13 protein-coding genes are annotated in these 19,377 nt (G+C 58.8%); 8 read left to right on the top strand and 5 right to left on the bottom strand.

All coding sequences use genetic code 11. The features are described from left to right. Nucleotides 1–563: 563 nt before the first annotated feature. Nucleotides 564–2,393: a PDZ domain-containing protein gene (locus tag ISP19_RS03460; protein ID WP_204679922.1), complete on the bottom strand. Its 1,830-nt coding sequence runs from the start codon at nt 2,391–2,393 to the stop codon at nt 564–566. A gap of 483 nt (nt 2,394–2,876) precedes the next feature. Here ISP19_RS03460 and ISP19_RS03465 point away from each other — a divergent pair, with 483 nt between their 5' ends. From ISP19_RS03465 to ISP19_RS03500, 8 genes are all read left to right on the top strand, one after another. Further along, nucleotides 2,877–4,235 (top strand): glycoside hydrolase family 1 protein, encoded by a 1,359-nt coding sequence (locus ISP19_RS03465; RefSeq protein WP_204679924.1) that lies wholly within the window; start codon nt 2,877–2,879, stop codon nt 4,233–4,235. Next, on the top strand, nt 4,232–4,921 hold the full coding sequence (locus ISP19_RS03470) for a TetR/AcrR family transcriptional regulator (RefSeq protein ID WP_204679926.1): 690 nt from the start codon (nt 4,232–4,234) through the stop codon (nt 4,919–4,921). The genes ISP19_RS03465 and ISP19_RS03470 overlap by 4 nt, the downstream gene beginning before the upstream one ends. Beyond that, the gene (locus ISP19_RS03475; RefSeq protein WP_204679928.1) at nt 4,918–7,158 is read left to right on the top strand and encodes a beta-glucosidase family protein; all 2,241 of its coding nucleotides are present in this window, start codon (nt 4,918–4,920) and stop codon (nt 7,156–7,158) included. The genes ISP19_RS03470 and ISP19_RS03475 overlap by 4 nt, the downstream gene beginning before the upstream one ends. Before the next feature lie 44 nt (nt 7,159–7,202). Further along, the gene (locus ISP19_RS03480; protein ID WP_204679930.1) at nt 7,203–8,819 is read left to right on the top strand and encodes a carboxylesterase/lipase family protein; all 1,617 of its coding nucleotides are present in this window, start codon (nt 7,203–7,205) and stop codon (nt 8,817–8,819) included. Nucleotides 8,820–8,918: 99 nt separating this feature from the next. Further along, nucleotides 8,919–9,128, top strand: a complete 210-nt coding sequence (locus tag ISP19_RS03485) for a hypothetical protein (RefSeq protein WP_204679932.1) — start codon at nt 8,919–8,921, stop codon at nt 9,126–9,128. A 26-nt stretch (nt 9,129–9,154) separates the two neighbouring features. Beyond that, a complete protein-coding gene (locus ISP19_RS03490) occupies nt 9,155–11,437 on the top strand; it encodes a TonB-dependent receptor (protein ID WP_204679934.1) in 2,283 nt (760 codons plus the stop codon). 20 nt (nt 11,438–11,457) lie between these two features. Then, the gene (locus ISP19_RS03495) at nt 11,458–13,650 is read left to right on the top strand and encodes a beta-N-acetylhexosaminidase (RefSeq protein ID WP_204679936.1); all 2,193 of its coding nucleotides are present in this window, start codon (nt 11,458–11,460) and stop codon (nt 13,648–13,650) included. A gap of 108 nt (nt 13,651–13,758) precedes the next feature. Then, nucleotides 13,759–14,802, top strand: a complete 1,044-nt coding sequence (locus tag ISP19_RS03500; protein WP_204679938.1) for an alpha/beta hydrolase — start codon at nt 13,759–13,761, stop codon at nt 14,800–14,802. A gap of 71 nt (nt 14,803–14,873) precedes the next feature. On the opposite strand, the gene ISP19_RS03505 is transcribed toward ISP19_RS03500, so the two are convergent. From ISP19_RS03505 to ISP19_RS03520, 4 genes are all read right to left on the bottom strand, one after another. Further along, the gene (locus ISP19_RS03505) at nt 14,874–16,049 is read right to left on the bottom strand and encodes an NADH:flavin oxidoreductase/NADH oxidase (protein WP_204679940.1); all 1,176 of its coding nucleotides are present in this window, start codon (nt 16,047–16,049) and stop codon (nt 14,874–14,876) included. Nucleotides 16,050–16,192: 143 nt separating this feature from the next. Further along, complete coding sequence (locus tag ISP19_RS03510) at nt 16,193–17,173, bottom strand: amidohydrolase family protein (protein ID WP_204679942.1); 981 nt, start codon at nt 17,171–17,173, stop codon at nt 16,193–16,195. 503 nt (nt 17,174–17,676) lie between these two features. Continuing rightward, nucleotides 17,677–18,624, bottom strand: coding sequence for a LysR family transcriptional regulator (locus ISP19_RS03515; RefSeq protein ID WP_204679944.1), 948 nt, complete (start codon nt 18,622–18,624; stop codon nt 17,677–17,679). A gap of 230 nt (nt 18,625–18,854) precedes the next feature. Beyond that, a complete protein-coding gene (locus ISP19_RS03520) occupies nt 18,855–19,172 on the bottom strand; it encodes an acyl carrier protein (protein ID WP_204679946.1) in 318 nt (105 codons plus the stop codon). Nucleotides 19,173–19,377: the final 205 nt, after the last annotated feature.

Raw genomic sequence — 19,377 nt, forward strand, 5'->3', positions numbered from 1 at the left:
TGGCGCCTGCCTCGACTTCTTTGAGGATCCGGACAATCTGTTCTTCGTTGAACTTCGACTTTTTCATGCAGAGCTCCTTGGGGTGGAACTCTACTTCCAACTGGATCGAATCAGCGAGGACGCTTCATATCTTCTCATGTTATAGAAAATTTTCACGCGCATATTGTTGTCGTCGGTATAGTCATAGTTAAAAATGACAGACATTTAGAGCGGAGCAACCTGGATTTATAACCGAATGGCGAATTGAAGGGCGGTCTAAGAGAGTGCTTGGCGGCCTACGCGCCTACCTGCGTCAAATGGTTAAAGTTAACTCAGGACTCTAATTCGCCTCGGTACTGAAAGCGAGGCGTGTGAGGTGACGAATGAAGCTCGCGCCATTCATCTTGAGGCTATTCGCTACCGAGTACGTTGGCTATATGCCGTGACCATTCTGCAGTAAAGGCGAGGCGAGGTCTTTTGGCAGTGGGTCTTCGCGGCGCGGTATGCCGAAGACCCTGCGTCTTGCCTATCTCAAGGATTGCGAGAGGAGCCTAGGACTCCACTCGGCAAGTCGGAACCAACGGCTACTTCCTTATTATTGCAAATACGCGCATGCCTTCTCGAAGTTTCATGCCTGCTTCAGGCCACAAAAATCCCGCACGATCTCCGGCGGAAGCGCTTAGCGCATTGCTTCCATCAATTTGTATCGAATCTATGTTTGCTTCCTCAAAGTAGATGTCACCCTCAACAACAATGCGGTCTCCCACGGAGATCTGATTCTCGGCCAAAACGACGCCGAATTTGCCGCTCATGACTTTGGCGATGTTTCCTATATAAATATAATGAGTTGGCACTATATCGATGCGCCCTTGTTGATACAAAACGGGCATTACGGTGTGGGATGGCCAATTAAGTTTTTGCGAATTTACAACTAATCTGTACAAGTCGAATCCCGTCATCAGGCCGAGACCAGTTTCCCCGGCAACGGTTAGCAATTCTTTCCGAAAAGGCTTGGCGTTTTCACGGTCCAGAGGAGGAAGTTGACGTTGATGATTGACGATGCTCAATCCTTTGATGTCAGTGCGATCGAGTTCCTTTGTGTTGATGAAGGCGTGTTTATCTGCTTGCGTAGCATCTTCATCACTCGGATATCCGCCAATTCCCTTGATGTCGACAATCAGAAGCGGGCTTGTGTCCTCTATCCGGAGGTCCTCGCGCCGACTCTTTCCACCTCGATCACGTTCCACGTCTACATCGATAACCTTTTCAAATCCTAGTGCATGCAACGCTTGCTTAACTGATGCCACTAGAGCATCACCAGTTTCCGTCACGAGACCATGCACCCAGCCTCTCGTCGAGCGCTCTTCAAGGACGGCCGCTTCAATTTCTTCAATGGCTTGAATGGCCGTACTCCGGATTGCGTCCAATTCGCCGAGAAGTTGGAGTACGCGAGGGAGCTCGTACTCATTGCGATGTGTCCACTGAGTTGCTTCGGCTTCTGGAAAAAGTTCCGGTACCAATTCCGGGAGTACCGTAGCCAAGAGATCTTTGACAAATCCGGCCTTATCCTTGATTTGCGGGACGACCAGGGTGGTGCCTTGACTGCCTCCAAAACGGGCAATCGACACGGGTTGATTAAACTTGTTTGTAGCCAAAACCTGCCAAGGGTTGTCGCTGCGACGCCCTCCGCTCAAGACGCAAGTGAACTCGCTCCCGGGCAAATATCGCGACAGTAAGCGCATGAGCTGGGAGTCTCCCGCTACTGTCATGGTCTTACCAGAATCCGACCTCGCGAGGGTGTCTATAAGTTCATTTGTAATCGACCAAACACTGGAATTAACCTGACTTTCGGGAGCGAACGAACCATACATTACCCTTCCCATGTACATTTCGATGCCGGTGCTTGGTGCTGCAAACACAACAAAAACGCCGCCAGCGTCCAGAATCCGATTAAATGTTTGTTGTTCTTCCAGTACGGTCCGAACGCGATTATCGATAAAGCCTTGATCGCACTTTGCCCAAAGATCAGTTTCTCCTTCGGGCCTATGAGGTGGCTCTGATGGGTGCGTCTCGAGGTGATTAGTTTGGAAGTCAATGATGACAATCTCCGCCTCTTCATGCCCATATAAGGACTCAGGTTGAATGACGGGCAGAAACTGCGACGATTGTTTTACTTGATATGGATGCCCCAGGGTTCCCGTGGAAACGTCCTCCCATTGCGCGGCTAGCGCGTCAGAGGTTGCGGCATCCATATCTAAAAGCAGAATTTTGGGCTTTGAAAATCGGCAGCGCAGCGTGGAAGCCTTTGAGCTTGCCGGAGCGACGGCGTCGACGGAATTGGCCGCCTGCTTAGCGCGGGAGGCATTAACGACATCACCCGCGGACTTTTTTGGTGATTTGGTAAAAATTGGCATATTCCTTTGTTCCTTAAGGGCTTGCGCCAATCCGGTGTTATCGAGTCTAGAGGATGCCTGAAAGATGGTCTGACAACCAAGCATATATTCGCCACGAGTTTGGACATTCGCCACTCAGCACATAGTCGGTGGAATGTGCCATTCCTCGCAAATTTGGGTCGACTTTAAGAAGTGCGAGCAACTAGGCGGAGCGCCTAACATTCGCGACCATGTCCAGAAGTTCTGGGAGCGCAAGAAGTCGGGCGACTGGACTAAGCACGTGCCCAAGGCGATGCGCGACGCGTTTAACCATACGCGACGGCGCACAGCTCAACGGCAGGTGCGCACTTGGGAAGCAATGCCCCTTATGCGCACCTCAACTTACAAACCATATTGACTGTTTGTTTTTAAGCCAATAGGCTCTCAACACGCCGGTAGAGGCTGTCGCTGGGGAAAAGGCGACTTCGGGGAGTTTGGGTAAGTCGAATTAGCTGGGGAGAGTCCATGACGTCGCCAATCAGCCGACGGAGCTTTCTTTCACGTTGCGCACTGCTAGCGGCCGCCGCGCCGCTGAGTCAGTTGGGTGGCATGCCTGGATCGGGTTCTCCTGGCGCGGCCTTGTCGGGCAGGGGAGTTCGTGCTCACCGCCGGCAGGGCCGCGATTTTTTGTGGGGAACGGCAGGATCGGCCTATCAGATGGAAGGCGGGAATGTCGCCAGCGACGTATGGGTGCTGGAGCACATGAAGCCTTCGATCTTCGTCGAGCCTTCGGGTGATGCCGACGACGTCTATCATCGCTTCGAGGGTGACCTGGCGTTGGCCGCATCGCTGGGTTTCAACGCGCATCGTTTGTCGATCGAGTGGTCACGCATTGAACCCGAGCCCGGCCAGATCTCGTTGGCCGAGCTGGCTTATTACCGTCGCGTGCTTGAAGCCTGCCATCGCCATGGACTGGCGCCGGTGGTGACGTTCAATCACTACACCGTGCCGCGCTGGTTCGCGGCGGCGGGTGGGTTCGAAACCGAAGCGGGCATCGAGCCCTTCGTGCGCTACTGCGAAACGGTCACGCAGCATCTGGGGGAATTGATCACGGTGGCGGCGACGTTCAACGAGCCGAACATCAACGCCTTGCTGTCGTGGTCGCCGGCTATTCAAAAGATGTTGCCGATGATCGCTGCCTTTCGAAAGGCGGCGACCCAGGCGGGCGGTTCTGCACAATGGTCGAGCCCGATGTTGGCGGATTTTCGCGTGCAGCAGCCGATCCTGATCCAGGCGCATGCAAAAGCGTATGACGCGATCACCAGGCTCTCGCAGGGGCGGTTTCCGGTGGGTGTCACGCTCTCCTTGACCGACGACAGGCCGGCCGATGGAAGTGGTGGCGTGGAACGCAAACGCGCCCAGGTTTTGACGCCATGGCTGCAGGCGCCTGGCGATTTCGTCGGTGTCCAGGTCTATACCTCCGCCGTGGTCGGTGCGAATGCGGAATTACCGCCCACGGCCGGTGTGGAGCTTACGCAGATGGGTTACCCCTACGCGCCGGAAGCGCTGGAAGGCGTCATTCGCATGGTGGCCCAACAGACGCGCCGCCCCATCTACGTCACGGAAAACGGTATTGCGACCGAGGACGACACACGTCGCATCGCTTTCATCCGGGGTGCCGTGGACGGGATGTTGAAGTGCATCGCGGATGGCATCGACGTGCGTGGATACATGCACTGGTCACTTCTGGATAATTGGGAATGGACGAGCGGCTACCGGCCGAAGTTCGGACTGGTGGAGGTCGATCGCACGACCTTTGCGCGTACGCCCAAACCCAGCGCCAACTACCTCGGGCAAATCGCCCGTAAAGGAAAAATAGCGTGACAGCCCAGAAGCCGGTGCGACGTACCCAGGCCGAACGCAGTGCAGCGATGCGCACGCGCATTCTCGAGGCGACGATCCGCAGCCTGCATGTAAACGGCTATGCGGCCACGACCACGCTCCTGGTGGCCAAGGAAGCCAAGGTGACGCGTGGCGCGATGCTGCATCACTTTGCGACCAAGGTCGACTTGATGTTGTTTGTGGTGCAGGCGGTCTACGAAGAAGAGCTGGAGCTTTATCGCAAGTATCTGGTCGAAGTGGCCGACCTCGAACAACGTCGGCTGATGCTGCCGAAAATGATCTGGGACGTGTTGAGCCGTCCGTCGGGTGTGGCAGTGCTGGAGATTTTGCAGGGGTCGCGTAGCGATGCCGTGTTGGCCAAACGGTTGGGGCCCTTGCAGGCAAAAATAGAGCGCGATTCGATTCAGCGCATCGAGAAGTACGACATGCTGGCCAGCCCGCAACCCCATTTGGCGATGGTGCGCCTGCTGGTCTGGGCTGTACGCGGCTTGTCGATCGCCAATGTGCTGGTGCGCAAGCCGTCGGAAATAGGCGAGTCGGTGGAGCTGCTGAGCGAGATGCTTGCGCATTACTACGTCGGCACCGGCGTCATGACCGCACCACAGAAAAAAGGCAGTAAGCGCGCGGCTTCAGGCCGTTCTGATGTCAAAAAGGGGAGACATCAATGAAGAAAGGTAACAAGACTCTGATGGCCGTGGCGTTCGCCGCGACCATGGTGCAAGGAGTCTGCCTGGCGGAAGGTCATGCCTGGGACGACAAGGCGCTTTCACCAGATCAGCGAGCGGCCAAGCTCGTGGATGCGATGACGCTGGATGAGCAGATCGCGCTGTTACGTCCCGTTGATGGCGCCAGCCTCGCTTCGCTGGGCATTCAGCTGCCGCCTTCGATCCCTGCATGGATGCGGCAACCGAAACCCGCGGGCGCGATTGGTTCGGCGGGTTACGTTCCGGCGATTCCGCGCCTCGATTTTCCGGCGCTGCAGGAATCGGATGCGGGCCTGGGCGTGGCCGACATCGGGTATCTGCGCCCCGGTGACGCCGCGACCGCGCTGCCGTCGTCGCTGGCGCTTGCGGCGAGCTTCGATACCGGACTGGCGCGCGAGGCGGGCAGTGTGATCGGCGCCGAGGCGCATGCCAAGGGTTTCAATGTGCAGCTTGCCGGCGGCGCCGACCTTATCCGCGATCCCCGCAACGGCCGCAACTTCGAATACGCCTCGGAAGATCCTTTGCTTACCGGTGACATGGTTGGCGAGGAAATCGCCGGCATCCAGAGTAAGCATATCGTCTCGACCATCAAGCACTACGTGCTGAACGACCAGGAGACCGGCCGCACGGTGCTCGATGCGCGGATCGATGAAGCGGCGTTGCGCGAATCGGATCTGCTCGCCTTCCAGGTTGCCATCGAGCGCGGGCATCCCGGCGCGGTGATGTGCAGCTATAACAAAGTGAATGGAAACTACGCCTGCGAAAGCGACTTCCTGCTCAATCGCGTACTCAAGGGCGAATGGGAATTTCCCGGCTGGGTCATGTCGGACTGGGGCGCGGTGCACAGTCTCAAGCAGTCGGTGGATGCGGGGCTTGATCAGGAATCACCGCAAGGTGGCGATCCGGATTATTTCGCGGGGCTCAAGGATGCCGTGACCCACGGCGACATCCCGCGCGAGAAAGTAAGAGACATGGCGTACCGGATCGTGCGCGCGCTGTTTGCCGTCGGCGCCATGGACGATCGCCCTGCGCCGGGTGGCACGATCGACAAGGTGGCGGATGCTGCCGCAGCACAGCGCGTGGCGGAGGCGGGAGCCGTGCTGCTGAAGAACGATGGTCAGCTGCTGCCTCTGCACGAATCGGTGAAAAGCATCGCGATCATCGGTGGCCATGCCGACATCGGCGTGCTTTCCGGCGGCGGGTCTTCGCAGGTTACGCCGTACGGCGGAAGTTTCCGCGATGCACGCGGCCAGACGGGTATCGCTGCCTTCCTGTCTCCGGTGTACGACTTGTCCTCGCCGCTCAAGGCACTGCAGGCACTGCGTCCAGGCACCAGGATCGTCTTTGACGATGGCTCCGATCCGCAGCGCGCGGCGGAGCTTGCACGCCACGTGGATGTCGCGCTGGTCTTTGCCGTGAAGCCGCAAATCGAAAGCCTGGATGCGCCGGATCTGTCGCTGCCGTACCAGCAGGATGCGCTGATCGATGCGGTGGCCACGGTCAACCATCACACCGCCGTCGTGCTGGAAACCGGCAATCCGGTGGCGATGCCATGGTTGCCGAAGGTGAAGGCGGTGTTGGAGGCGTGGTATCCGGGGCAGCGTGGCGGAGAGGCCATCGCATCACTGCTCGACGGAAAGGCCGCGCCTGCCGGACGATTGCCCGTGACATTTCCCGCCGGCACCGCTCAGCTGCCGCGACCCGCCATTCCCGGATTCGATCCCGCCAGGCAGGTGCCTTTCGAAGGTGCAGGCAGGCTGTCGCCTTTCCCGGTCGATTACCCGGAAGGCAGTAACGTGGGCTATCGCTGGTTTGAAAAGAACAAGTTCACGCCGCTTTTCCCGTTCGGTTATGGACTGACCTATACGCACTTTGCCTATTCGCACTTGCTGGTGAAGGGCGGGCAGGATCTGCAAGTGAGCTTCAAGCTCGCCAATACCGGCCGAACCGCCGGCGTCGAGGTGGCGCAGCTTTACGTGGCCGTACCTGGTCGCACCCATCGCCTGGTGGGCTGGGCGAAGGTCGATTTGAAACCTGGCGAGTCGCAGACCGTGACGATCACGGCCGATCCACGCTTCCTTGCTTCCTACGATGCAACGCTGCACCGCTGGACACGTTTGGCCGGTGTTTACGACGTCTACGTGGGCAAGGCCGCTGGCGTATCGACGTTGCATGGCAGCGCCACGCTCGCGGCGCAGTGATGTCTTCCGAGTACCCCCCGTCGAAGTCCGCTCGTGGAGAAGTGATGAACGCGAGGAAGTGGAGCCTGCTGCTTGCCGTCTGGGCCATGAACGCGCATGCCGGTGCAGTCGCGAGCACGTTCAACACCAAAGTCCAGATCGAGGATGGTTGGCTGCAAGGCGCATCATCTGCGGGTGTGCTGTCGTTCAAGGGTGTTCCTTACGCGGCAGCGCCGGTAGGGAATCTGCGCTGGCGTGCGCCGCAAGCCGCGCTGCATTGGAGCGGTGTGCGCCAGGCCATGGTGTTCGGGGCCGATTGTCCGCAGACGCCGACACCCGGCGATGATGCCGTCTTGCAAACCCGCTTCGACGAAAACTGCCTGTTCCTCAACGTCTGGCGTCCGGCGGGCGACACGCGCCATTTGCCGGTGATGGTGTGGATTCACGGCGGCGCCTTCGTCAACGGTGGTTCCTCGGCGCCGATCTATGCAGGGAGTTTGCTTGCGAAGCGCGGCGTGGTCGTCGTCAGCATCAACTACCGGCTCGGTCGTTTGGGCTTCTTCGGATTTCCTGCGTTGACCAAGGAGCATCCGGAGGAACCCAAAGGCAATTACGGCTATCTGGATCAGATTGCCGCGCTCAAATGGGTCCAGCGCAATATTGCGGCGTTCGGCGGCGATCCTCGTAACGTGACGGTGTTCGGCGAGTCGGCAGGTGGCATGTCGGTGCATATGCTGCTGACCTCGCCGATGGCGCGCGGCTTGTTCGCCAAAGCCATCATCGAATCGGGCGCCGGGCGCGGTGGACCTGACGGACCGGAGCGATTCCTAGGCGAAGACAAACCGGGCCTTCCCTCGGCGGAAACGATCGGCGTGAATTTCGCACGCGCGCAAGGCATCGCCGGTAACGATGCCGCCGCGCTGGCCAAACTGCGTGCCTTACCCGCCGACAAGATTGTTTCGGGGCTGAACATGGCCGTGCTTGGCTTTATGCTGGCAACTCGCCAGACGCCGACGTTCGCCGGTCCGATGATTGACGGGCGCGTCGTAGTGGAAACCCCTGATCAGGCTTACCTCGCGCATCGCCAGGCACGCGTGCCGCTCATCATCGGTGCCAATAGCGCGGATCTGAGTCTCGACTTCGCCAGTTCCACAGAGCAGGCGCTCGCGCCATTTGGTGCTCGCGCCGACGACGCCAAGGCACTGTATGACCCCACGGGGAATGCAGACTATCGCCTGGTCGCCGCGGAAGTCGGCGCCGACCGCTACATGGTGGAACCGGCGCGCTTTACCGCACGGACTCTGAGTGCGCAGGGCATTCCTGTCTATGAGTACCGGTTTTCCTATGTGGCGCAGAGCATGCGCTCGCAAGGGATTGCCGGCGCACCTCACGCGAGTGAGATCCCTTATGTGCTGCAGACGATCGATGCCCGCTACGGGCCTTCGGTAACGAAAACGGACAGGGCCGTGGCGGATCTCGCCAGCGGCTATTGGGTGAATTTTGCCCGCACCGGCAATCCCAATCGCAACGGACTTGCGCACTGGCCGCGCTACGAGAGCAAGAGCGACGAATTGCTGGACTTCCACGCCGACGGTACGGCTGAGGGCGAGGCAGATCCATGGAAGGCGCGATTGGATTTGACTGCCGCAGCCGCGAATGACGGGAGCAAGGCAGCGCACTGAGTTTGTGCATGGAAGGGTTTGCAGCGTAGGGCGTTGTGGTTTGGGGTAAACGTTGAGAGGGGCACTCTTGCACGGCCGATTTGCCAAGTGGAACGGATAATGAAGATGCAGTCCATCCTGCATGTAAGTTTGCCGGAGCGTCACGACAAGGATGTTCGATACGTCGCATCGCCTTCGTTCCGGGGAGTGGAACGGCGTGCGGCGATCAGGCGGACACATCCTGCGCTGCGTGCAGCGTTCGGCCGGTCCGCACTCAACAACATCAACCAGAAAGTCGGCGTGCTTCGGCCATGTCAGCTGGCCGCCTGAACACAGTTTGCAAAAGGGGAGAGAACATGACCAATAAGAAATGCGCATTGACCGCGGCCATTCTCGTCGCATTGACCATGGTCCACGGTACTTCGTTTGCCGCCGACGACACCACCCAGACGAACAACAAGAAACAAAAGCCGGCGGTGACTCAGCTCCAGACGGTAACGGTCACGGCGACGCACGCCGTCAAACCGCTGCAGGAGGTTCCGATTTCGATCTCGGCGATTTCCGCCGATCAATTGCAATCGTCCAATTTCAGCCAGCTCTCCGATCTTCAATATCTGGCGCCGGGCCTGTCGTACTCCCAGTCGGCGACCGCCGCGAACGGGGGCGGTTTCCAGGTGCGTGGCATTGGCACGCAAACGTACAGCCTGGGCACGGACCAAACCGTGGGCACGGTGGTGGACGATGTGGTGCTGAGTCTTCCACGCGACCCGGGCGTATCCGGCTTCAACGACATTCAGGACGTTGAAGTACTTCGCGGTCCGCAAGGCACGTTGTTCGGCAAGAATGCGTCGGCCGGTGTGGTCGCCATCAAGACCAACGATCCGGAAATCGGTGAAAACAGCGCGGACGTGCATGTGGCCGTAGGTAGTCGCGATGAGCGCGTCGTTCAGGCTGTCGGCAATGTGGCGGTCTCCAACGACGTGGCGCTTCGCGTTGCCGTGTATGACCAGTCGCAGGACGGAGCCATTCCCAATGTCTTCCACGACTGGCATGTCGAGGACAATCACGGTAATGGCGTGCGGGCAAAGCTGCTCTGGCAACCCAGCGACAAATTCTCCCTGGTGGTGACGGGGGAACATCAGAATCTGTTTATCCGCGATCCGTACTTCCTTTATTCCTTGGGTACGGATCCCAATTACAACGTCCTGTTCGCGGGCTTTCCCAATGTGGGCGGCAATCACTTTGTCAGCTATGCCAACGAGGACTGGTACGCCGAGCAAAGCGTGACCGGTTCGTCCGTCAAGGCGACCTATCAGATCAATGATGAGACAAGCTTCACGTCGATCACGGCGTTTCGTGCCTTGAAAGTGACGCAGGATGAAGATCTCGACCAGTCGCCCGCCGACATCCTGGACAACAGCGACAGCACGCTCCGCGGCCATCAGTTTACGCAGGAGTTCCGGTTCGTCGGCAAGGCCTTCTCCGACAAGCTGGACTACGCCGCGGGCGCGTTCTTCGACAAGACCGGGCTGGAATCCAACTACATCGTTTACGGCAAAGTGCTCCCGCCGTACACCTTGCCCTTTTATATCGATGCGACCGGGGGCGAGCAACGCTCAACCCTGTGGACCAAGAACTTTGCCTTCTATGGCAACACGACTTATTCGCTCACGGACAAGCTGGCGGTGATCATGGGGGCGCGTTATACCCACGACAACGTGGAAAGCGGCAACAACCCGTATATCCCGACCGAGATTGACGGATTGCCAGCGATCCCCTTTGGCATGCAGTTGCCATCCTGGAACAGTGCGGCCAAGGGTGATGTGTCCGGCAAGGTGGGCCTGCAATACAACGTCTCGCACGACGTCATGACGTATGCGACGGTATCAACGGGTTACAAGGGCCCGGCGATCAACGTCGCGGCGACGTCGACCCAGAAGATCAACCCTGAAAAGTCGGTCAACTATGAGCTGGGTGTGAAGTCAGATTTCCTCGACCACCGCCTGACCTTGAATGGCGACGTGTACTGGGACACGTTCCACAACTTCCAGGCGCAGGCCTTCGACACCCAGACCTACGAGTTTGTCCTCACCAATGCCGGCGCCATGCGAACCCGTGGCGCGGAGGGCGAGCTCTCGTGGCGAGCGACACAACACCTCACGCTCGGCATGAATGCGGCGTTCACCGATGCCAAATACCTTTCTTACATCACCGCTTGCCCGGTTCCCGGCGATGTGCCGTGCTACACGACCGACGGCTCCTCCCTGGCGAATTTCAGGGGTCAGGACCCGGCGTTTGTTTCCCGCTACACAGGCACACTGCATGCCTCTTACATGCATCCCATCAACGATGGGCTGGTGTTCGATGCCGACGGCGGTTGGGCCTGGCGTAGTTCCTTCTACAACGTTATCGGCCAGCCGCAGACCAAGACTGGTTCGTACGGGATTTTCAACGGCACCATCGGCATCAGCTCCGATAGTGATAGCTGGCGAATCGGCTTGTATACGCGAAACCTTTTCAACAAGCACTTCCGTGATTACGTGATCTACACCTCGATCATCAATACCGATGGTTATTTCCAGCACATGACCCCGGATGCCTTCCGCACCATCGGTATCTCGCTGGATCTGAAGATCTGACGGGCCGAAGGAATATCCCCATGATTGTGCGCCGAGTCCTTCTATCTATTGCCGTTTGCGTGGTGGCGATGACCGTTGGCGTGGTCAGCGGTCAGGCATGGGCGCAGGAGCATCCCCTTGCTCCTGCGCTCATGCCGCTTCCGGCGCATGTCAGCTATCAGGGCGGCGTGTTGCCGTTCCACGGCAAGTTCGATGTGCAATGGGACGGTACGCCAGACGCCTTTCTCTCGCAGGCCGTGGCCAGGTTCGATGCGGATGCGCGGCGATTGACCGGCATCCATGCGGTTGGCGGTGGTACCGCCTTGCATATCGCTTGCTGCACGAAACCGGTGAAGATCGGAGAACCCGATCTGACTGTGGCGGATGAAAGCTACCATCTCACGGTCGATCAGGCCGGGATCAGCCTTTCCGCTGCGACGGAACTGGGCGTATTACGTGGGCTGGCGACGCTGCGGCAATTGATCGTGTGGGATAAGGATGGTCCCGGCATTCGCCTGGCCGACGTGCAGGATACGCCGCGGTTTGCGTGGCGTGGACTGCTGATTGACGCGGCCCGGTATTTCCAGCCGATACCCGTGCTCAAGCGCCAGATCGACGCCATGGAGCTGACCAAGCTCAACGTGCTGCATCTGCATTTGAGCGACAACGAAGCCTTTCGTTTTCAAAGCCGGCGCTATCCCGAGCTGACGCAAGCGACGCATGGCGAGTTCTACACCCAGGAGCAATTGGCTGATCTGGTTGCCTATGCGCGTGACCGCGGTGTCAGTGTGGTGCCGGAGATCGATGTCCCCGGGCATGCGTTGGCGATTGTCACGGCGTATCCCCAGTACGCGTCGGGCCCGCTTCCAGCAGGGAGCATGGGGGGTGCGGCGATCGACGTCACCAAGCCGGAGACCTACACCTTTCTTGATCGACTGCTCGGTGAAGTGGCCGCGGTCTTCCCGGCCTCCTATTTCCACATCGGCGGCGATGAAGTCAGTGGCCAGGACTGGATGGCCAACAAGGACATCCAGGGTTTCATGCAGCGCCATGGCCTGGCGACGACGCAGCAGCTCCAGGAATATTTCTTCCTGAAGGTACACGCCTTGCTTGCCCGACATGGCAAGCAGGCGATCGGGTGGGAGGAGGTCGCGACCGGTGATACGCCCAAGGATGTGCTCGTCCAGGCGTGGCGAAGCTCCAACGCGATCTACGCCGCAACGGCGCGTGGAAATCGGGTCATTGTTTCCGCCGGGTACTACCTGGACTACCTCCTGCCGACCTCCGCCTATTACGCGGTGGATCCCCTCGATGCGGCCGGAGCTGGCATCGATCCGGCCATCTATGCCGAGATTCAAAAGAAATACCAGTTTCTGCTTCCTTATTTCCCACAGCGCGACGTCAAGAACCCTGCGCTCAAGTTGAATGATGCTCAACAACAGCTGGTGATCGGCGGGGAGGGTGTTCTATGGACCGAATTGGTTCCCGATGACATGCTGGATGGTCGATTGTGGCCAAGAATGGCTGGCCTGGCCGAACGCTTTTGGTCGCCGGCATCGGTGACCGAAGTCCCTGACATGGTCCGCCGTCTGATCGTGGTGCAGGACGAGCTGCGCGTGCTTGGGCTGGACGACGATGCGGACCGCGAGCGCATGCTCGCCCGCCTGGCGCCCGGTGACGCCGATGTACTGATGACCTTCACCAATACAGTGGCCCCGGTACGCAATTTCGCGCATATGCACAAGCTGATCGATTTTGTGCACCACCGTCCGCCTGGCGCACAGTTCTTCAACGAGGCGGCTGATGCGGCGTTTCCCGATAATGTCGTCACCGACGGGTTCACGATCGCCGCGTCTGATTTCGCGCACGGCGATCACTCTCAGGGCGATGCGCTCAAAGCCGAGCTGTCGCAGTGGCGTGACAACCATGCGCGACTGCTGGGGGTCATCCAGCGTTATCCGCGCTTGCAGACGCTAATGCCGATTTCGGCCGACGTTTCGGCGCTCGCTTCGGTGGGTATCGACGCCATTGACATGATCAACACGCATCGCGCGCCGAGTCAGGCCTGGTTGTCTCATGCGCATGGGCTTATCGCTCGTCAGGATGCGGCGCTGCAGGCTTCCAGCTCGCTGTTTGCCACGATCGTTTCGCCTGAACAACCGCCCGAAGATCTGCTCATCACCATCGTTCCCGGCGTCAAGCAACTGGTGGACGCGGCCGCCAAAACGCAATGAGTGTTTGAGCGTAGATGGCGCTCAATGACATGCCAGACCGGTGAATGTCATCGTGTGACGGGAGTCGATGAAGCTCGCCGGCCAATCTTGATGTTGCGAGGAATCTCTGTGCGCCCATTGAAAACCTTGCTGAAAATCGTGCTTGGACTGGCCATCACCGGCGTCATCGTCATCGCTGGGGTGGTTGTCGCTTTCAGGTTAAGTCCTTGGCCGGAGGCGCTGCTGCTTCGTCATGGCGGAGCCTTGCTGGGCGACCGCACGCCTGAGGTGGTCGCCGCTTTGAGCAAACATGTGCCGTCTGGGGTGGCTTCCCGACTTAATGTGACCTATGGCGAGGACTACCCGGATAGTTCACTGGATGTGTTCTTTCCTGAGCACGTTAGCGGCGCACTGCCTACGATTGTGTGGATACACGGAGGTGCATTCGTCGCGGGCAGCAAGGATCAGTTGCGTCCCTACCTGCAGATTCTTGCCTCGCACGGCTATACGGCCGTGGGCGTGGAATACGCGAAGGCCCCGGAACGAAAGTATCCGACGCCCGTTCTGCAACTCGCCCAGGCGTTGACTTACGTGCAGGCGCACGCCGCCTCGCTGCATGTCGATCCCCAGCGCATTGTGCTGGCGGGCGACTCGGCCGGGGCACACATGGCCGTGCAGGAAGTGTTGGCGATTACGAATCCCGCTTACGCGCACGAGGCCGGTATTCCTGCCGCCTTGTTGCCGGGGCAGTTGCGCGGAGTGGTACTTTTCTCGGGTGCCTACGATATGTCGTTGGTGCCGAAGACGGGCAAGTACGCCGGCTTTCTGAAGAATCTATTTTGGGCCTATCTCGGGAGCGCCAATCCCGATACTTCACCACAATATCGCTATCTATCCGTGGTGAATTTCGTCACGCGCGCATTTCCACCGGCATTCGTGTCGACCGGCAACGGCGATCCGCTATTGCCGCATTCGGAGCATCTCATTCAGGCATTGCGCAATAACGGTGTGCCGGTTGACGCAATGTTGTTTCCGAACGCCGTGCCGCCGCTGCCGCACGAATATGAAATGAATTTGGATATTCCCGCCGGACGTGAGGCGCTTGGTCAGTTGCTACAGGATCTGGCCACATGGACTGGGGCCGCTGAAGAAACGTCCACGCCGACGCGTTAGATTGAAGAAAATTTGGCCGCCTATCGGGTGCAAGCGGCTTTCAACCCGAAGTAGTTGCTGGGTGCGATCCTTTAACTACCCTTTTGTGAGCGAAACGGCAGCGCTGGACCTTGAAGTCCCCGCAGTACTGACTCGCGTCGCTCCAGCCACCAGCCGTATTGCTTTGGCCACGCATCAAACACCCCTTCGCTGCGTCCCGATAATTCGAGCTCAGCATGCAACGGCCAATTCGGGTCAAACAGGGCCTCGCGCCCGATCGCAACCAGGTCGGCTTCACCCTTTGCAACGATGTCCTCAGCCTGTTGCGGATGCAAAATCAACCCGACTGCAATGCTTGAAATACCTGCCTCTTTGCGCACAGCGGCAGCGAATGGCACCTGGAAACCGTAGCCGCGCGGCAGGCGCGCCGCGGTGGCGGGTCCTCTCAGGCCACCTGAGGAACAGTCGATCATATCGACGCCACGCGCCTTGGCCTCACGGGCAAACGCGATGGTGTCTTCAAGCGTGATGCCGCCGTCGACACCGTCCACCGCCGATACGCGAACGAATAGCGGCTTGCCGGCTGGCCATTCGGCGCGTACCGCCTCGATGACCTCCAGCGGAAAGCGCATCCGTCCTTCCCGGTCGCGACCGTAAGCGTCATTGCGAAAATTCGAAAGAGGGGAGAGGAACTGGTGCAGCAGATAGCCGTGAGCGAAATGCAGCTCAACGATATCGAAGCCGGCGGCCAGTGCTCGGCGCGCCGCCGCACGGAAGTCTTCGCGCAAGTTGTCAAGATCGCGCTGATCGAGCGCATGCGGGATCAAATACCCGTTATCCACCGGTATGGCGCTTGGCCCGACAACCGGCCATGGCTTGTCGCCACGTGCGATGTCGGCCTGGGTTAGCGCTGCGTTGCCATACCATGGGCGTTGCATGCTGCCCTTGCGCCCGGCATGTGCCAGCTGGATTGCCGGCACCGCACCATTGTCGCGAATAAAGCGGGCGATACGGGCCAACGGCGCGATCTGATCATCTTTCCACAGGCCAAGGTCACCATGGGTGATGCGGCCTTGGGCGGTCACCGCCGTTGCTTCCACCATGACGATGCCGGCGCCGCCTTGCGCTAACTTGCCGAGGTGCACAAAATGCAGGTCGTTGGCGACGCCGTCTTCGGCTGAATACAGGCACATGGGTGAGATCATGATGCGGTTCTTCGACGTCACCTCGCCGATGGTCACCGGGGTAAAAAGGGTAGGGGTCGACATGGTGGTTGTCTCCACGACAAGCAAACGGCCTTGATAAAAAAGCCAAATCAGCTGGATGCGATTGGAAGGTCAGGAGCGCGACATCGTCATTCGTGCAGCGCCCCTGACCCGGTCTCCGCGACGGGGTCGCGGAAGCTCTTGCATCAGCGCAGCTTGAACAAACGCCTGGCGTTCTCGCGGCCGATCTTTTCGCGATCGTTTTCGTTGATCTCGGCCTGATCGAACCAGGCGGCTGCCTCTTCCATGTCCTCAAACGGGTAGTCGGAGGAGAACAGCACACGGTCGGTGCCGATTTCTTCCATTGCATTGCGCATAGCGATCGTGCGGAAGTTGCCGCTGGTGGTGACATGGAAGTGCTTGCGGAAATAGTCGATGAACGGCAGCTTTGCCTTGACACCCAACGGGTTCTTGCCCGTCGCCGACGCCCAGTGGGAGGTGCGCCAGATGTTGTTCTGCACGAATTCGCCCAAGTGGCCAAGAATCACCTGCAGCTTGGGATACTCGTCGAACAGCCCGCTACCGATCAGGCGCAACGCATGCATGCCGGTCTCGCGCGAGAACTCCCACGCCGGTCCCATCAGCCAGGGATGGCCATCGATACCGGCCATCTGGGCTGGCAACGGGTTACGCGGATGCAGGTAGAACGGCACGTCCAACTGCTCCACCGCCGCCCAGAACGGCCAGTACTGCGGCAGGTCCAGATAGGTGGCGTTGTCTTCGCTGCCGATCTGCGAGAAGCCGTTGACCAGTGCTCCCTTGAAGCCCATTTCGGACACGGTGCGCTGAAGTTCGCGGGTCGCTGCTTCGGGGTCTTGCATCGGCAGTGCCGCGAAAGCACCGAAGCGATCCGGGCGGCGGGCGACTTGCTCGGCCAGCAGGTCATTCGCGCGGCGAGCCACATCGATCGCACGCTTCGGGTCGGTGATGCCCTGGATGGCCGGCGCGTTCAACGACAGGATGGAATACTCGATGCCGCAGGCATCCATACGCTCGATGCGCTCTTCCTGGATGTCCAGGAGTTGCTTGCGCTTCTTCGGCCAGATGTCGGTGGTGAAGTAATGTTCGGAGTCACCGATGGTGTCCGGTGAGGCGAAGTGTTCTTCGAGGGCGATCTTGTTTTTCATAAATCCTCCTAACAGGTGAGCATGGGTAATCGTTGATGCGGAAAAATCCGTGCAAAGTGCCCCTCTGACTGGAAGCACGCAGTCATGAAATGGTTGAGCCTGGTTGGGTCGCTACCTAAGCGGCAGCTTGCATTTGAGCCGACGCGCTGCGTTGAGAAACCTTGCAGAGCATCTGATTTCGCCGAAGTCGTCTATGACCTGGCTGGTTCGAGAGAAACCATATACCTGGGGCGGTCGCCTGTTAAATTTCTTAGGCAAATAGCGTCATTCACGGCGCTTATAGTGGTGGCGATAGGCCCTGAGCTATCCCCGCTTTTGCTCGACGACTCCAACAGAATTGGGAGTTATCCAGGTCATCCGCGTGGTTCAAACCACCATGCCGTCGCCCCGGCGCCGGCCGGGGCCCAGCGCCTTTGCTGCATCCAGGTCGCTAGGTCCCGGCCTTCGCCGGGACGACGAGCAAGAAGCGTGGGGATACCACTTGCACGCAATGTGCGCCAACCTCAAAGAACCGCACTCGGCCGTTGATCGTGAAAAAGATCGTAGACGAGCCCGCGTAACCAGTGATGTCCTTCGTCGCGTTGGTAGCGTTCATGCCAGAACTGCCCGATCTCGGCGGGGGCAATGTCAAACGGTAGCGCAACCGCACGAACACCTTCCCGGCTCGCCAGAACACGCGCAAGGCGACTCGGTATGCAGGCAACCAGATCGCTGGACGCTACAACACGATCCAGCCCGAAGGAATGTGCGAGTTGCAACGCTACATAGCGCGTCTTGCGATTCTGCGGGCACCTTTCATTGAGCTTTGCCTCGAAGTGCGAGTGACTACCCGCAGTGGGCATATACGCCAGGTGACTTGCAGCAAAAAACTGATCGATGGACATCGTGGCGCCGACAGCAGCGTGATCCTTGCGAACCAGTGCCACATACGTTTCACGAAAAAGCAGTTGCTGATGAAAATCGGCATGCAACCCGGTGAAAAGGCCGATCGCAAGATCGATTTGCCCGATTTTCATCAGCTGTTGCGCGGTATCGAGTGGCGGATCGATCGTAACAATGCGGATGCCAGGCGCAATACGGCGAAGGTGTGCCATCAGTGGCGGGACGAAGATGGCCTGTCCAAGGTCGCTTACATACAGGCGGAAAGTGCGTGTCGAGGTGCCAGGATCGAATGCACGGCCCGCCTGCAGCGCGAGATGCAATGACGCGAACCCTTCGTCAATGAACGCCGCGATTTCATCCGCCCGCGGCGTAGGTTGCATGCCATCCGAGGCCTTTACGAAAAGCACGTCATCAAACGCGGTGCGCAATCGCTTCAGGGCGTTGCTGACAGCCGGCTGGGTGAGGTGGAGCGATTCCGCTGCACGGGTGGTGCTTCGGTCCCGGTAAAGGGCATCGAACACAAGCAGCAGGTTCAGGTCGATATGACGCAGATCAGTATGCGGAGCCATGGCCTTGGACCCGTGCGTAGACGCTTGCCTTAACTATAGAGCTTGGGTCCTGGGCAGGGTAGACATTCCTTTTGAGCCGATCTCATCAGATCAGGATCGGGGCCTTGTATGAGCGTCAGCTCGCAGAATAAAAGGCCCCGTTGGCGGGGCTTCCTGATTTCCTGATGGCCGGAAATTTTATTGACGGTTTACTCGTCACCATTCACCTGACGCCACGGGATTCCAATCGATCAACTTGCACGTGAATCGTCGCTACTGTCCCGCGCATTCACCGCCGTGCCGATCGAATCGCGTTTGAGCGCTTCCTCGCGAGCGAACTCGATGATGTCGCCGACGCAGACGATGCGCCCGCGCAAATCTTCCAATGCCCCATCGAGCGACACACCTACACGCTCCTCGACCAGGAAGACCATTTCGATGAAATCCATGGAATCGACATTGAGCGATTCGAACGTGGTGGCGGGCGTAAGTTGCGCCACCGGCACGTCGAAATAATCTGCGATAAGCGCGAGCAATTGATCGCTCAAGGCGTCGTTGGTTGTTGTCATGGTTGATCGACCAGTCTTCGTGACAGGGATATCTGTAGGAATATTGATGGTTTATCCAATGACATTGCAATGACGTTGCAGTTTTTTTTCGAATGATATTTTCGCGCGTTATTCCGAGCGGCGGGTGACGCATTACGTCATCACGCCAGCTTCACCCCGTTGGAGTCTCACTTAATGGGAGGGGGGGAATCGAAATCCAGGTTTA

It is taken from the genome of Dyella flava, assembly GCF_016904955.1.
Taxonomy (GTDB): Bacteria; Pseudomonadota; Gammaproteobacteria; order Xanthomonadales; family Rhodanobacteraceae; genus Dyella_B; species Dyella_B flava.

Excerpts from the sequence above, each read along its gene's own strand:
- ISP19_RS03510 (WP_204679942.1), bottom strand. The coding sequence starts at position 17,173 with ATGAAAAACAAGATCGCCCTCGAAGAACACTTCGCCTCACCGGACACC.
- ISP19_RS03460 (WP_204679922.1), bottom strand. The coding sequence starts at position 2,393 with ATGCCAATTTTTACCAAATCACCAAAAAAGTCCGCGGGTGATGTCGTT.
- ISP19_RS03505 (WP_204679940.1), bottom strand. The coding sequence starts at position 16,049 with ATGTCGACCCCTACCCTTTTTACCCCGGTGACCATCGGCGAGGTGACG.
- ISP19_RS03520 (WP_204679946.1), bottom strand. The coding sequence starts at position 19,172 with ATGACAACAACCAACGACGCCTTGAGCGATCAATTGCTCGCGCTTATC.
- ISP19_RS03495 (WP_204679936.1), top strand. The coding sequence starts at position 11,458 with ATGATTGTGCGCCGAGTCCTTCTATCTATTGCCGTTTGCGTGGTGGCG.
- ISP19_RS03490 (WP_204679934.1), top strand. The coding sequence starts at position 9,155 with ATGACCAATAAGAAATGCGCATTGACCGCGGCCATTCTCGTCGCATTG.
- ISP19_RS03475 (WP_204679928.1), top strand. The coding sequence starts at position 4,918 with ATGAAGAAAGGTAACAAGACTCTGATGGCCGTGGCGTTCGCCGCGACC.
- ISP19_RS03485 (WP_204679932.1), top strand. The coding sequence starts at position 8,919 with ATGAAGATGCAGTCCATCCTGCATGTAAGTTTGCCGGAGCGTCACGAC.
- ISP19_RS03480 (WP_204679930.1), top strand. The coding sequence starts at position 7,203 with ATGAACGCGAGGAAGTGGAGCCTGCTGCTTGCCGTCTGGGCCATGAAC.
- ISP19_RS03465 (WP_204679924.1), top strand. The coding sequence starts at position 2,877 with ATGACGTCGCCAATCAGCCGACGGAGCTTTCTTTCACGTTGCGCACTG.
- ISP19_RS03515 (WP_204679944.1), bottom strand. The coding sequence starts at position 18,624 with ATGGCTCCGCATACTGATCTGCGTCATATCGACCTGAACCTGCTGCTT.